This is a genomic window from Tissierellales bacterium, from assembly GCA_035301805.1.
Taxonomy (GTDB): Bacteria; Bacillota; Clostridia; order Tissierellales; family DATGTQ01; genus DATGTQ01.
In genome coordinates, this window is sequence record DATGTQ010000212.1 from 1 (window position 1) to 14,357 (window position 14,357).

The window sequence follows — 14,357 nt, forward strand, 5'->3', positions numbered from 1 at the left end:
TATTAATATTGCTTTGAATAGTGCCTTAAAAGAGGATGCAAAGGTAGCTGTATTTAGTTTAGAAATGTCTAAAGAACAGCTAGTACAAAGGATGCTTAGTTCTTTTGCTCATGTAGAACTTCAAAATATAATCAATGGAAACCTTACAGAAGAAGAATGGATGAAGGTTATACAGGCTATGGGTCCCTTATCTCAAATAGATATATTTATTGATGATACTGCTGGAATTTCTTTAACTGAGATGAAAGCTAAATGTAGAAGATTAAAGATTGAAAGGGGTTTAGATTTAGTTGTTATTGACTACTTACAGCTTATGGAATCTAGCAATAGACAAGAAAATAGGCAACAAGAAATTTCATCAATCTCTAGGGGACTAAAAGCTTTGGCAAAGGAAATGGATTGTCCTGTAATAGCATTATCACAGCTTTCTAGGGCACCTGAATTAAGGTCAGATCATAGACCCATTCTTTCTGACCTAAGGGAATCAGGAGCTATTGAGCAAGATGCAGATGTTGTTCTATTCCTATATAGAGATGAATATTATGATGTAGATTCAGATAAGAAAAACATTGGAGAAGTAATAATTGCAAAACATAGAAATGGACCAACAGGAACAGTAGAACTTGTATGGATGGGGCCTTTTACCAAATTTGCGAACTATGAAAAGTTCAGAGAGTAGTTAATCTCCTTCTAATTCGGGTATCTATACTATAAGAGTTTGTGTAGAAGGAGTGATATAATGGGTAATAAAAAAGTTTTAGATATTACAGATTCGGTTAAATGGATAGGTATATTGGACCCAGGCTTAGTAACCTTTGATGTAGTTATGGAAACTAAGTATGGCTCAACTTATAATTCATATTTTATTGATGCAGATAAGAAGACTATAATAGAAACTTCAAAAGAAAACTTTAAGGATGAATATTTAGATAAGGTTAAATCTGTTGTAAATCCGGAAGAAATTGAATATATTGTTTTGGACCACACGGAACCAGATCATTCAGGTAATTTAAGACATCTTTTAAAAATAGCTCCTAACGCGACTGTAGTTGGAAGTAGGGCAGCAATAAACTTTTTAAAAAGTATGTCTGATGAAAAATTTAAAAGTAAAATAGTCGGCCATGGAGATACTTTAGATTTAGGAAACAAAACTTTAAAGTTTATTGCAGCACCGTTTTTGCACTGGCCAGATAGCATGTTCACATATTTAGAAGAAGATAAAATATTATTTACTTGTGATGCTTTTGGTTGTCATTACTGTGATGAAAGAATGTTTGATGATTTAGTAGATGATTTCGATGATGCTTTTCACTATTATTTTGACGTAATTTTACGGCCTTTTAGTAATTATATGTTAGAGGCAATAAACAAAATAAAAGATTTAGATATAGATATTATAGCTCCAGGCCATGGACCTATATTGAGGACGACTTGGGAAAAGTATGTAAATTTATCAGAAAAATTAGCAGAAAAATCTTTAGAAAAGCCGGAAAAACAATTTGTATTTATACCCTATGTTTCCGCCTATGGTAATACTGGAAAAGCTGCAGATAAGATAAAGGAAGGTATCCAAAGTGTTGGAGATATAGATGTAGAAACCATGGATATAGAATTTGCTGAACTAGGGAATATATCAGAAAAAATAGAAAAGAGTACGGCTATAATAATTGGATCACCTACTATAAATCAAAATACCCTCCTTCCTATATATAAAGTGTTTTCGGTAATAGATCCTGTAACAAGTAAAGGAAAATTAGCAGGAGCTTTTGGTTCTTATGGATGGAGTGGAGAAGCCGTAAAAATTATATTAGGTAATATGAAAAATTTAAAATTGAAAATATACGATGAAGAAGGGTTAAGGATTAATTTTATACCTTTTGAAGAAGGGTTACAAGAAGCTAAAAACTATGGGGAAGATTTTGGGAAGAAACTTATGGAATTAAGTGAGTAAATTTTAAATATCGAGGAATAGATAATGCTTTTCCTCGATATTGTTAGCTTTAGCTGGTGAATGGAGAAGGATATTAGTGGGAATAATAAAAGGTAAGTATGTAGTAATAACTCCATTTAGATTGGAAGATGCTTTAAAAATGACAGAATGGGGATTTCATGAAAATCCCCTTTTTAGTGACTATAATTTTCCCTTAGTAAGTTATGAAAGTATTAGTAAATGGTATAATAGGAAAACCTTCGGTTTGAATAAAAAATATTTTGCTATTTACAATAAAGAAAATAAGTTAATAGGATATTTAGGTATAAAAAACATAAAAAGAATATTAGGACAATCCACTTTAGGAATAGTATTTGATCCAAATTATATTAATAAAGGCTATGGTACAGATGCTTTGGGAACTTTTTTAGGTTATTATTTTAATGATTTGAACATGAAATGTCTTTATTTAGAAGTTGCTAAATTTAACAAAAGGGCTATAAAAGTTTATGAAAAAACAGGTTTTGTAATAATCGATGAATATTTAATGGACTATCATGATCAATATATAGATTTGAATAACCCTTATTTTCAACAAGAAAGATCAGCTTTTGTCATAAATAGAAATAAAATATATAATTATATATACAAGATGAAAATAGATAAAGATATCTATGATAAACTGGATGTTTTTTAGATTTTTAGCAAGATGTTTTTAAGGCAGGTGATTTTGTGAGTTTTACTTTAGAGACTACAGAAATAGATTTAGGAGATACTCCTATAGAAAATATTTTTATAAATGATTTTATGCCGATGGCTAATGGTACTTATGTGAAGGTATATTTACTAGGTTATAAATATGCCTTTGATAGAGATGCAGATATTGAAGTTAATAACGAAACTATTGCAAAACATTTGGAAATACCTTTAGGTGATGTACTTAGAGCATGGGAATTTTGGGAGGAAAAAGGTATAATAAAAATAATAGAGAAAAGTGATAAAGATAAATATGATTATAAGGTTAAGTTTTTAAACCTAAAGCAGCTCTATATTAATAATAATTATGAGCATATTACTGTAACAAAAGAAGCATCTATAGGAAATAAGCCGAAATATCATAATTTTAATACAAAAGAAGTAATAGAAGCAAATACATCTCCAGTAGTACAAAAAATGTTTAAGGACGTTGAATATACAGTTGGTAGGCCCCTATTTCCCAATGAGAAACAAAGAATTATTGAGTGGCTTTATAATTATAACTTAAATCCAGAATTAGTCGTTAAAGCCTTTTTCTACTCAATAGAAATTAAGGGCAGTAAAAATATTAGTAGCGTAGAAAGGGTAATAAGAGGTTGGTATAATAAGGGTATATTAAATGTAGAAGGTTTGATGGAACATTTAAAGAAAAAGGATAAGAGAGTTTATTCCTATGAAAGAATAATGAAATCCTTAGGTTTTATTGGTAGAAATATAAGTGAAGGAGAAAGAAAAGTAGTAGACAAATGGTTTGATGAATATAATTTTTCTCTAGAAATGGTTTTAAAAGCTTGTGAAAATACTAAGAAAACTTCTAACCCTAGTATAAATTATATAAATGGTATATTATCATCTTGGTATAGCAAAGGAATAAAAACTGTTGATGAAATTGAAGAAAAGGATAAAAGGGTAAAGAGTACTAATAAAAGTAATAAAAGTAGAAAATCTTATCAAAAACAAAATAGACCTAAAACTGCTCAAACCAGATTTCATAATTTTGAACAAAGGACTTCCCAATATACTTCAGATGAGCTAGAAGAAATCGCTAGAAAAAAAAGAGAAGAATATTATTTTAAAGTAAAAGGTGATTAATAATGAATAGTCATGTTTTAAATGATATTTTAAAAGAATTTGAGAGAAAAAGGGATAAGGCCCATTATGAACAGAACCTTAGAAAAAAGGAAGTATATTCAAAAGTGCCTGAAATAAAAGCTATTGACGATGAAATAGCCAAAACTGGTTTCTATATTTCTAAGTCTATTTTAAAGGATCCTTCTAGTTATAAAAAAAATTTAAATGAGATAAAAAAACAAATGGAAAACTTAAAAATGGAAAGAGCGGTTCATTTAACAGAGAATAATATTAATATAGAATATTTAGATATAAATTATGAATGTAATGAATGTGAAGATACAGGATACTTATCTAATGGAGAGAGATGTAACTGTTTAAAACAAGCTCTTATAAATAAAGCTTATAAAATGTCAAATGTAGAAAACATATTAGAAAAAGAAAATTTCCAAAGTTTTGATATAAATATTTTTCCAGACAAATCTATTGAAGGAGAAGAGTTAACTCCAAGACAAAATATGATGAATATCTTAAGTATTAGTGAAGGTTTTGTGGGAAATTTTAACGAGAAAAATGAAGAGAATTTATTATTATATGGATCTACAGGTCTTGGTAAAACTTTTATTTGTAATTGTATAGCTAAGGCACTTTTAGATAAAAATAAAATAGTAATTTATCAAACAGCTTTTACTATATTAGAAATTATTGAAAAGCATCGTTTCAGAAGGGATATAACTGAATTTGATGAATATGAATATAATTTACTTTTGGATGCAGATCTACTTATTATAGATGATTTAGGAACAGAAGTAGCAAATACCTTTACAAATGCAGAAATATTTAATATTGTTAATACTAGACTGTTAAATGAGAAGAAAACTATTATTTCAACAAATTTGACACCTAAAGAAATATCAGACACTTATACTGATAGAGTATTTTCAAGGGTTCTAGAAAAATTTATACCATTAAAATTTTATGGGCCAGATTTAAGATGGTCTAAATGGGATGGTAATAAATAAAGTTCAATACTCCTTTAGAATAGGGGTATTTTTTTGCCTATTTCTCATGATATAATTAATTTAATAAGATGAGAAAGGGGCATAAGCTATGGATTCTAAGGAAAGAAGAAAAGAAATACTTAGGCTATTAAAGGAAAAAGATAATCCAATTAAAGGAATAGATTTAGCGAATAAACTAGGGGTTAGCAGACAAATAATAGTACAAGATATTGCTATTTTAAGAGCAAAAGGAGAAAGAATTTTAGCTACTCCTCAAGGTTACATTATTCCAATGGAGAAGGAAAATAAACTGGTTAAAACTATAGTTTGCAAGCATACAAAAAATGAAGAAATAGAAGATGAGTTAAAAATCATAGTAGATATGGGAGGTAAAGTTTTAGATGTAGTAGTTGAACACCCTTTATATGGAGAAATAAAAAGTCCTTTAATGATAAGTTCAAGATTAGATGTATTTCAATTTATGAAAAACTTAGAAAGGACCAAGGCAGAACCTTTATCTACATTAACAGAAGGAATCCATATTCATTCTATTGAAGTAGAAAATGAAAAGATATTGGAAAATATTAAAGAAGCTTTAAAGAAAAAAAACTACTTGATTGACTTAGAATAAAGTGATATATTTTGTATATATAGGTGACAAGACAACTGTAAATACAAAATAAGGGGTGGGATTTTGAACCAAGAAAAATCAACTAAGGGAAATAAGATAAAAGAGTATCTCATTAATGTATTCAATGGCATGGCTTTAGGGCTTTTTTCTTCTTTAATGACTGGGCTTATTATTAAACAAATAGGAGGATTTTTAAAAGTAGATTTGATAATTACCTTTGGAGAAATCACCCAATATATGATGGGACCAGCTATAGGGGCAGGAGTGGCATATAGTTTAAATGCTCCTCCTTTAGGGATATTTGCCTCAGTAGCTACTGGCGCTATAGGAGCAGGTACTATAGGCTTAAATAGCGGGGAATTAGCTATACAAGTCGGTGAACCAGTAGGTGCCTTAGTGGCAGTTTTAGTTGGAGCAGAATTTTCAAAACTTATTCAAGGAAAAACTAAAGTAGATATAGTTTTAGTACCTATTTCTACAGTTTTAGTAGGAGGATTAACTGGTTATTATATAGCGCCAGCAGTAAGTGGTCTAATGACCTTCATTGGTAATATAATTAATTTTGCCACTGAATTACAACCTATACCTATGGGTATACTAGTATCTATATTAGTGGGTATTGCTTTAACTTTGCCTATAAGTAGTGCAGCCTTAGCTATATCTTTAGGATTAAATGGTTTGGCAGCAGGAGCTGCTACTGTTGGTTGCTGTGCCCAAATGATAGGCTTCGCCGTAGCTAGCTATGAAGATAATGGATTTGGTGGTTTTATAGCCCAAGGTATAGGAACCTCAATGCTTCAAATACCTAATATAATTAGAAATCCACGAATTTGGATACCTCCAATAATTGCATCAGCTATTTTGGGGCCCATTTCAACTACAGTTTTTAAAATGGAAAGTAATATGATAGGTGCAGGTATGGGGACTAGTGGACTAGTTGGGCAATTTGCCTTGATAGATACTATGGGTTCTAGCCCTAAGGTTTTTATATCAATACTTTTAATGCATTTCATTCTTCCGGGAGTTATTTCTTATTTAATATCTAAATGGATGAAGGAAAATGGCCATATTAAAGCAGGAGATATGAAATTGAATTAAATGGAAGAAAAAACACATTGAAAAATAAATCTTATCATGATATAATTGGTAGTAAAATTAATAGCTATGCAATGAAAGGAACTAGTAAGCAAACTTTATCTTTTACAGAGAGCCAATGGCCGGTGTGAATTGGCAAGATAAATTGTTGAATCCAGCCTGGAGCAAAGTATTTTATAAGTGGGCCATATGAAGCTAACTAGGGTGGCAACGCGGGAATAACTCTCGTCCCTAAAGGGATTGGGAGTTTTTTTATATTTAAAATAGAAAAAGGAGGTAAAATAATGTTAGATATTAGAAGAATAAGAAAAAGTCCAGAAGAAGTAAAAAAAGGTTTAGCTAAAAGAAATGAAGAATACAATATTGATGAAATCTTAGAAATAGATGAGAAAAGAAGAAAGCTACTTTTTGAAGTAGAAAACATGAAAGCTGAACAAAATAAGGTTTCAAAAGAAATTCCCAAAATGAAAAAAGAAGGTAGGGATATATCCTCTCTATTAGAAGAAATGAAAAAATTATCAGCAAATGTAAAGGCTATAGATGAAAAGGTTAAAAAAATCGATGAAGAACTTAAAGACTTACTGCTACATATACCTAATATACCTCATGAAGATGTAGTAAAGGGCGAAACTGATGAAGAAAATGTTGAAATAAGAAAAATAGGAGAACCTATAGAATTTACTTTTGAACCAAAAGCCCACTGGGATTTAGGTGTAGATTTAGATATATTAGATTTCGAAAGAGCATCTAAGGTTACAGGTGCTAGATTTACTGTATTTAAAGATAAAGGCGCTTTGTTAGAAAGAGCTTTAATAAATTTCATGTTAGATTTACACACTGTGGATCAAAATTATAAAGAAGTATCAACTCCTTTTATGGTAAATAGAGTAAGTATGACAGGAACTGGCCAACTTCCTAAGTTTGCAGAAGATGCTTTTGGTGTCCCTAGTAAGGATTACTTCTTAATTCCAACAGCAGAAGTACCTGTTACAAATCTTCATAGAGATGAAATACTTAAAGAGGGTATGTTGCCAATGTACTATACTGCATATTCTCCTTGTTTTAGACAAGAAGCAGGTTCTGCTGGTAGGGATACTAGAGGTTTAATTAGAAATCATCAGTTTGACAAAGTAGAGTTAGTTAAATTTGTAAAGCCTGAAGAGTCTTATGAAGAATTAGAAAAGCTAACGGCAGATGCTGAAGAAGTATTAAAACTTTTAGGTTTACCTTATAGGATAGTAATGCTTTGTACTGGAGATTTAGGTTTTTCCTCTGCAAAAACTTATGATATTGAGGTTTGGATGCCTAGTTATAATAGATATGTAGAAATATCTTCTTGCAGTAATTTTGAAGATTTTCAAGCAAGAAGGGCTAACATTAGATTTAGAAGAGAGGACAATAAAAAATTAGAATATGTTCATACTTTAAATGGTTCTGGTTTAGCGGTAGGTAGAACTACAGCAGCTATTTTGGAAAATTTCCAACAAGAAGATGGTTCTATTTTTATACCGGAAGCATTGAGACCTTATATGAGAGGATTGGAAAAGATAGAGAGATAGAGTAAAAGTGAAATATAAATCATATCAAAGCATGGATTAAAACAATTGTAAAATATATATAGTTTTTAGACAGGGAAAAGTGAGATAATCCCCTTAGAATAGACAGGTGAAGTAAAAGTTGGTTTATGAAAAGGGAAGATCATATTCCCTGTCTTTTCTTTAGAGGATTTTTATATTTTGTGAAGAATTAATAATAAGCCTTAAATATTAATATAATAAAGGAGATATTATTTTAAAGGAGGTATATTTTGAGAAAAGGGGCTAAAAGACTATTATTAGTTTCCATTATTTTAGTATTATCTTTGACAGTTTCTGCTTGCAAAAAAGAAGAGGTAAGGGAAATTAAGGACTATCCAACGTTAATAACAGAAGAGCTTAATAATATAAAAGAGGATGAAATAAATCAATATGAAATAGATATAGATTTTAATCCAGAAGAAAAAACTTATATAGGTAATCAAACTGTTTTATATATAAATAATGAAGATATAGAGTTAAATGAGATATATTTTCATTTATATCCTAATGCTTTTAAAACAGTAGAGACAGTGCCTATATTGTTTAATGATATGGATAGAGCCTTCCCTCAGGGATTTGAACCAGGCTATATTGAGATGAATAAAATATTAGTTGATAACAAAGAGATAAGCTTTACCTTAGAAGGTGAAGGAGATACGATACTTAAAATTAATTTAGAAGAATCATTAAAACCAAAGGAAAAAATAAAGATTAAAATGGAATATACTGGGGTTCTACCCCCTGCTGAGGATAGATTTGGTTATGGTGAAAAAACTTATAATTTTGGTAATTGGTATCCAATAGCTTGTGTTTACGATGAAAAAGGCTGGAATACAGATCCCTATTATAGTATAGGGGACCCTTTTTATAGTGATGTTAGTAATTATAATGTAACTATAACTACACCAAAGGATATGATTGTAGCTTCTAGTGGAAATATACTTTCAGAAAAAAATAAAAAGGGAAAGAAGGTTTGGGATATAGAGGGAAAATTAATTAGAGATTTTGCCTGGGTATGTAGTACAGACTTTGTAGTGGAGGAAAGAGAAGTAGATGGTACCTTGATTAAAGTTTATTTTTTAGAAGATGAAGCAAAGATAAAAAAGGTAGCTTCTGATATAGCTGAAAATGCTATAAGAAAATTTAATACTTTATTTGGTAAATATCCTTATGGTCAATATTCAGTAGTTATGAATAGTTTTCCTTCTGGAATGGAATATCCAGGATTAGTATATATAGCTGAAAATTATTGTACTATGACAACGAAAGAATTTTTAGAAATCATTATAGTCCATGAAACAGCCCATCAATGGTGGTATGGAGTAGTAGGTAATGATCAGATAGATGAGGCTTGGTTAGATGAATCTCTTGCTACTTACTCAGAAGTTATATATATGAATGAGGTTTATGGGAAAAATCATGGTGGGGATTATTATGATGTAATGGTAGTAGAAAGTTATGAAAGAGCAAAACAATTGTTTGATATTGATGATAAAGTGCTTAAGCCCCTAGATGAATTCGATGATTGGAACGACTATGGATCTTTAGCTTATTCTAGGGGAGCTATGTTTATAAATAGTATAAAAAAGGATTTTGGGGAAGATGTACTTTATGATATACTTAGTAAATATTATAAAGAATATAAATTTTTAAATGCTACAACAGATGATTTTTTAAAGGTATGTGAGGAAGTAACAGGGGAGAATTTTAAAGAGAGAAAAGAAAAGTGGTTATATGGGGAAAATTAATTGATGTAGGTGATGGTTGTGAGAAATCTATGTAATAAAAAAAGTTTTATAACATTATGTTTATCTATAATCTTATTATTTTCAAATAGCATTTTTGTTTATGGGAATAGTGTAGGGATTGAAGATGAAGTAAGTGGATATTTGCTTGGGGATTTTAAAAATGGAGAAATATTAGAAGAATATAATATAGACAAACCTATTGAAATTGCCAGTATTACAAAACTTATGACTTATTTAGTAGTTATGGATGAAATAGAAAAAGGTACAACTTCTATGGATGATAATGTGCGTATAGATAAAGAAGTAGAAGAAGTTAAAGGGTCTAGCTTAAATTTAAAAGAAGGGGAAATGTTTACTGTTGAAGAGCTTATAGAAGGTTTATTAGTAGTTTCTGCCAACGATGGCGCCGTTGCTTTGGCAAAGCATATAGCGGGAAGTGAAAGAGAATTTGTCAATAAAATGAATACTAAGGCTAAAGAATTGGAACTTAAAAATACTTTATATTTTAATTCTACAGGCCTACCAGAAGAAAAAGTAAAAAACCTTATGAGTCCTGAAGACATTTTTACTTTAGCTAAACATATTATAAAAGAATATCCTGAAGTACTTAAGGTTTCTTCAATCCCTTATATAGAAAATGAAGAAAGAGAATTTAAGCAAGAAAATACTAATCATCTGTTAAATAATCTTAAGGGAGTAGATGGATTAAAAACAGGTTTTACTGAGGGAGCAGGCTATTGCTTAGTATCTACTATGGAAATAAATGATTGTAGGCTTATAGGAATAGTTATGGGAACAGAAGATGAGGAAAAAAGAAATGAATTATCAAAAACTCTTCTTCAATATGGACTAAATAATTATTCTAAAGAAATTATAGCCTCTACAGAAAAAGTTATTGCAACTAAAAAAATACCTAATAGTAAAATAGGGGAAATAGAAATATTCCCTATAAGAGATGTAAATGTATTAAAGAAGGAAGATGAAAATATAAAAATAGATGTAATTCCAGAAGAGAAATTAAAAGCTCCATTGAAAAAAGGAGAAGTAGTAGGGAAATTAGCAGTTTTAAAAGATGATGTGATTATTGATGAGGTAGATTTAATAGTTAAGGAAGATTATAAGAAAGCTTTTTTCTTAACTACTATATTTAGATATATAAAAGGAATTTTTGTTGATTAATATTATGATTGAAAAGTATAACTTTTTATTTTCTAATTTATTTAAAACAAACTTTAAAGTAATGCCTGAATTAAAAGTTGTAAATACTACCCTTACATGGCTTTAATGGAAAATTACTAATTAAATAAGCTACTATGTAATAAGTTATAATAACTTATAAAAGTATGGTGATTGTAATGGATTTAGATGTCACTGTTATACCCCTTTTAGAGTAATTTTAGCAACTTATTTTGGGATGGCTCTAACAATACTAATATTTATAATTTTAATATCAATATTAAGGTATCTTATTAAGTCTAATAAATATAAAAATATAAGTGGAAATGATAGCCAGGCCATGCCTAACTTTTTCCTGACGACACTTTTAAACCAAAATAGTATAATATACTACTAAAAACGGTTAAAAAATATATTGGTAAGAACTATCCTACTAAAAAGGAAAACACAGAAAAGTGTATCGTAAAAGCTTTAAATCATAAGTTTTTACGATATGTTTTTTTCTAGGTAAATAAAGTCATTCTTTAATTTTCACCACGACAATTTTAACTGTTAGGGTTAAAAGGGGTATATTAAAATATATGGCAAAGATATTATTAACTAAGGTAATATTACAATTAGAAATTAAATTGACAATATTGATATTTTGTTATAAAATATATAGGTATCAAGAATGTGCATCCGTAGCTCAGGTGGATAGAGCGACGCCCTCCTAAGGCGTAGGCCAGGGGTTCGAATCCTCTCGGGTGCACCATTATTTTAATAGGTGATTTTGTGAATGAAAAATATATGAGATTGGCTCTTTTAGAAGCTTATAAAGCCTCTAAAATTTTTGAAGTGCCAGTAGGAGCTATTATAGTTCAAAATGGTAGAGTAGTTGGTAGTGGTTACAATAAAAGGGAAACATTAAAAGATCCGACAGCTCATGCCGAAATAATTGCTATAAGAAACGCTAGCCAAAATTTAAAAGGCTGGCGATTATTAAACAGTACTATGTATGTGACAATAGAACCTTGTGCCATGTGTGCAGGAGCTATTTTAAATTCTAGAATTGAAAGGCTAGTAATTGGAGCTAGAGATTATAAAATGGGATGTTGTGGAACCGTTATAAACTTACTTAACAATCCTAATTTTAATCATCAAGTTGAAATAGAATGGGGTATTCTTGAAGAAGAATGTTCTCAAATTATGAAAGACTTTTTTAAAGAATTAAGAAAAAAATAATTATGGAGAGATGGCTGAGAGGTTGAAGGCGGTGGTCTCGAAAACCATTGTACGATTCTCGTACCGGGGGTTCAAATCCCTCTCTCTCCGCCAATTAATATAGAAGATATTATTTAGGTAAAATCGATCAAGCCTACTTTATGACTAAAGTTAAGAGTGTTCTTAGTTTAATTATAAAAAATGGAATGATATAAAAAAACATAAGATAATAAAGAACGTAAAAAATGTAAAATAGGAAGAAAAAATTATTTGATTTTTTCTTCCTATTAATTTTTAATTTTAAAAAACTATTTTATATATAAATAAATATTTATATATTCTCTATTATGATTTTAAAAATAGGATTTAGGCTTTTTTATTTAGGTTTCTTAGTTTTTAATACCCTTAAATAATGGTAAGCTTCTCGTAGTATATGGTCGGCTAAAAGAGGAAGAATAATAGATTTAATTTCACATTTAATTAAACCTTCTGTACTTGCTTCTTTAAACTCTATTATGTCTTTAGTTGCCTCCTTACTTTTTTTGGTGATCTTTTCATGAGGTAAGTTTTTATCTAGTACTTCCCTAGCTACTGCCGCTAACTTTTCAAACTCATAGGCAAGTTTGTTGGCGATATCAATTAAATCTTCTTCCTCCGGATCTAAAAGTCCTCTTATAAATAAAGAGTGTTCTTCCATTATATGATTCCAGAAAACTTCTTTTTTCACTAGCTCATCTTTAATAGGAATTTCATTAAAATTTTCTAAAGCATGGAGAATCTCTAAATAAAATTCAGCCTCTTCAAGCATATGTTCCAGAAGACTTGGATAGTTTCTATTTAATACTTTACACCCTAAAACATTAGATAGAACTTTTGATTTATAATCAATAGCTCTCTCAACTAAATTTATAGCATTAGAATTTATCATTTGAATTTCATTAAATAGGTTGTTGTAATAGTCTAAATGTTTATTTTCAGGTAGGGTCATTTCCATTTCTGTTATATTCGTGTTTATACATATTCCAGTATAGAATTGAGTAATATTTTCAGTTTCTAATGTATAAGGTGTAACTAGTTCTTTTGAAACCAGAACATCTTTACTTATATATCCGTTAGCTATAGATATTATATGTAATAAAAAGTCCTCAAATTCTGATTTTAAAGTATCAGCTTCTAAAATATACTCTGCATTCTTAACAGAAAAGCCAGACTCTAAAAATATTAGATGTTCTTTCATCAACCTTCCAAAAAATAAATTATATTCTAAAGAATATTTAATATATTCTTTTTTAGAAAACATATATATATCCCCCTTTAAATAAAATCTTTATATCTTTATATATAATATTTAATTGGAAGGAACTTTATGAATCGAATTTGTCTTTGATATATTTCAGACAATTCAGAAAAATCCTTGACTTTTACAAATAAACATTGTATGCTTTAGTACAACGAAGTTATTCTACACCAAAGGAGGAGGTAAAAAATTGAATAGTAATGATAAAGTAGGTAGTGGTAATTTAGAAAAGAGGGAAAGTTTTAAAAGTAGTTTTGGACTTTTAGCAGCCGCTATCGGTTCTGCTGTAGGGTTAGGTAATATATGGAGGTTTCCCTATATTACTGGAGAGTATGGAGGAGCTGCATTTTTATTAGTTTATTTATTAAGTGTTTGTGTTATAGGCATTCCTGTAATGTTGGCAGAAGTTATTATAGGTAGAGAAGCAAAAAAGGATGCCATAGGTTCCTTTAAAGAACTTTCACCAAGGACAAAATGGTATTCCAGTGGAGTATTAGGAGTTTTAGCCGCATTTATGATTTTATCTTTTTATAGTGTTATAGCTGGATGGACTTTGGAATATTTGGTAAAATCTATAACTAACCAATTTGTAGGAAAGGATGTAGTTGCTATTGAGGCCATGTTTACGGATTTTATATCCCACCCAATTCGGCTGTAATATGGCAGGTTGTTTTTATGGGAATTACTGCTTTAATAGTTGCTGTAGGAGTAGAAGAAGGAATAGAAAAGTTTTCAAAAATACTAATCCCTTTACTTTTAGTAATAGTTATTATATTGGATATAAGGGCTATAACCCTTCCAGGAGGAAAGGCTGGTCTTTCATTTTTGTTTAAGCCAGATTTTTCAAAGCTGTCAAAAGAAGCAGTATTAGC

At 29.7% G+C, this 14,357-nt stretch carries 14 protein-coding genes, 2 tRNA genes and 1 other annotated feature; of the genes, 15 read left to right on the forward strand and 1 reads right to left on the reverse strand.

What is annotated here, in order from left to right:
- The 13 genes from VK071_10910 to VK071_10970 all read left to right on the forward strand — a co-directional run.
- The coding region (locus tag VK071_10910) for a DnaB-like helicase C-terminal domain-containing protein (protein ID HLR35820.1) at positions 1-679 on the forward strand (679 nt) is incomplete at its 5' end.
- Between the two features lie 60 nt (positions 680-739).
- Positions 740-1,951: an FprA family A-type flavoprotein gene (locus VK071_10915; GenBank protein ID HLR35821.1), complete on the forward strand. Its 1,212-nt coding sequence runs from the start codon at positions 740-742 to the stop codon at positions 1,949-1,951.
- Between the two features lie 76 nt (positions 1,952-2,027).
- Positions 2,028-2,627: a GNAT family N-acetyltransferase gene (locus VK071_10920; GenBank protein ID HLR35822.1), complete on the forward strand. Its 600-nt coding sequence runs from the start codon at positions 2,028-2,030 to the stop codon at positions 2,625-2,627.
- A 35-nt stretch (positions 2,628-2,662) separates the two neighbouring features.
- A complete protein-coding gene (locus tag VK071_10925) occupies positions 2,663-3,778 on the forward strand; it encodes a DnaD domain protein (protein HLR35823.1) in 1,116 nt (371 codons plus the stop codon).
- A 2-nt stretch (positions 3,779-3,780) separates the two neighbouring features.
- The gene (locus VK071_10930; protein ID HLR35824.1) at positions 3,781-4,779 is read left to right on the forward strand and encodes an ATP-binding protein; all 999 of its coding nucleotides are present in this window, start codon (positions 3,781-3,783) and stop codon (positions 4,777-4,779) included.
- An 88-nt stretch (positions 4,780-4,867) separates the two neighbouring features.
- On the forward strand, positions 4,868-5,389 hold the full coding sequence (locus tag VK071_10935) for a transcription repressor NadR (protein HLR35825.1): 522 nt from the start codon (positions 4,868-4,870) through the stop codon (positions 5,387-5,389).
- 63 nt (positions 5,390-5,452) lie between these two features.
- Positions 5,453-6,487, forward strand: a complete 1,035-nt coding sequence (locus tag VK071_10940; protein ID HLR35826.1) for a PTS sugar transporter subunit IIC — start codon at positions 5,453-5,455, stop codon at positions 6,485-6,487.
- 62 nt (positions 6,488-6,549) lie between these two features.
- Positions 6,550-6,720, forward strand: a binding site (T-box leader).
- 48 nt (positions 6,721-6,768) lie between these two features.
- On the forward strand, positions 6,769-8,043 hold the full coding sequence (serS, locus tag VK071_10945) for a serine--tRNA ligase (protein ID HLR35827.1): 1,275 nt from the start codon (positions 6,769-6,771) through the stop codon (positions 8,041-8,043).
- A 248-nt stretch (positions 8,044-8,291) separates the two neighbouring features.
- Positions 8,292-9,809 (forward strand): M1 family metallopeptidase, encoded by a 1,518-nt coding sequence (locus VK071_10950; protein ID HLR35828.1) that lies wholly within the window; start codon positions 8,292-8,294, stop codon positions 9,807-9,809.
- Between the two features lie 18 nt (positions 9,810-9,827).
- Positions 9,828-10,988, forward strand: coding sequence for a D-alanyl-D-alanine carboxypeptidase family protein (locus tag VK071_10955; protein ID HLR35829.1), 1,161 nt, complete (start codon positions 9,828-9,830; stop codon positions 10,986-10,988).
- Positions 10,989-11,662: 674 nt separating this feature from the next.
- Positions 11,663-11,739: transfer RNA gene (locus tag VK071_10960), tRNA-Arg, on the forward strand.
- 20 nt (positions 11,740-11,759) lie between these two features.
- The gene (tadA, locus tag VK071_10965; GenBank protein HLR35830.1) at positions 11,760-12,209 is read left to right on the forward strand and encodes a tRNA adenosine(34) deaminase TadA; all 450 of its coding nucleotides are present in this window, start codon (positions 11,760-11,762) and stop codon (positions 12,207-12,209) included.
- A gap of 4 nt (positions 12,210-12,213) precedes the next feature.
- Positions 12,214-12,302: transfer RNA gene (locus VK071_10970), tRNA-Ser, on the forward strand.
- 262 nt (positions 12,303-12,564) lie between these two features.
- Here VK071_10970 and VK071_10975 read toward each other — a convergent pair.
- Positions 12,565-13,488, reverse strand: a complete 924-nt coding sequence (locus VK071_10975; protein HLR35831.1) for a DUF2935 domain-containing protein — start codon at positions 13,486-13,488, stop codon at positions 12,565-12,567.
- Between the two features lie 187 nt (positions 13,489-13,675).
- On the opposite strand from VK071_10975, the gene VK071_10980 reads away from it, so the two are divergent.
- On the forward strand, positions 13,676-14,143 hold the full coding sequence (locus VK071_10980) for a sodium-dependent transporter (protein HLR35832.1): 468 nt from the start codon (positions 13,676-13,678) through the stop codon (positions 14,141-14,143).
- A gap of 17 nt (positions 14,144-14,160) precedes the next feature.
- Positions 14,161-14,357, forward strand: a 197-nt coding sequence (locus VK071_10985; GenBank protein ID HLR35833.1) for a sodium-dependent transporter, incomplete at its 3' end; no start/stop codon positions are given.

Excerpts from the sequence above, each read along its gene's own strand:
- VK071_10915 (HLR35821.1), top strand. The coding sequence starts at position 740 with ATGGGTAATAAAAAAGTTTTAGATATTACAGATTCGGTTAAATGGATA.
- VK071_10930 (HLR35824.1), top strand. The coding sequence starts at position 3,781 with ATGAATAGTCATGTTTTAAATGATATTTTAAAAGAATTTGAGAGAAAA.
- VK071_10935 (HLR35825.1), top strand. The coding sequence starts at position 4,868 with ATGGATTCTAAGGAAAGAAGAAAAGAAATACTTAGGCTATTAAAGGAA.
- serS (HLR35827.1), top strand. The coding sequence starts at position 6,769 with ATGTTAGATATTAGAAGAATAAGAAAAAGTCCAGAAGAAGTAAAAAAA.
- VK071_10975 (HLR35831.1), bottom strand. The coding sequence starts at position 13,488 with ATGTTTTCTAAAAAAGAATATATTAAATATTCTTTAGAATATAATTTA.